Raw genomic sequence first — 274 nt, 5'->3', positions numbered from 1 at the left:
AGGAGGACCACTTCAGTCGAGTAGGAGGGCAACGCATAGCGCAGTGCGATCGGGCCAACGATTCTGCGAAGCAAGGTAAAGCGTGACATCCCACAGGCAAGAGCGGCTTCTATTTCTCCATGCGGTACAGCCTGCAGTCCCCCACGGATGATCTCGGCTGTATAGGCGGCGGTACACAACGCAAGTGACAACACGGCGCACGAGAAAGGAGCGCGCAAAAGAGGCCATAAGAAGCTTTCGCGGATAGCCTGAAATTGTCCGACGCCGTAGTACA

General features: G+C 56.6%; 1 protein-coding gene. It reads right to left on the bottom strand.

Annotated elements, in window-relative coordinates; genetic code table 11:
* Positions 1 to 274: ABC transporter permease subunit (locus SB679_RS24140; RefSeq protein WP_410704773.1), on the bottom strand; the 274-nt coding region annotated here is incomplete at both ends.

Source organism: Chryseobacterium sp. SIMBA_029, assembly GCF_046535275.1.
GTDB lineage: Bacteria > Bacteroidota > Bacteroidia > Flavobacteriales > Weeksellaceae > Chryseobacterium.
Note: the sequence above shows the minus strand (reverse complement) of the source record. Positions and strands in the feature narration are given on the sequence as shown.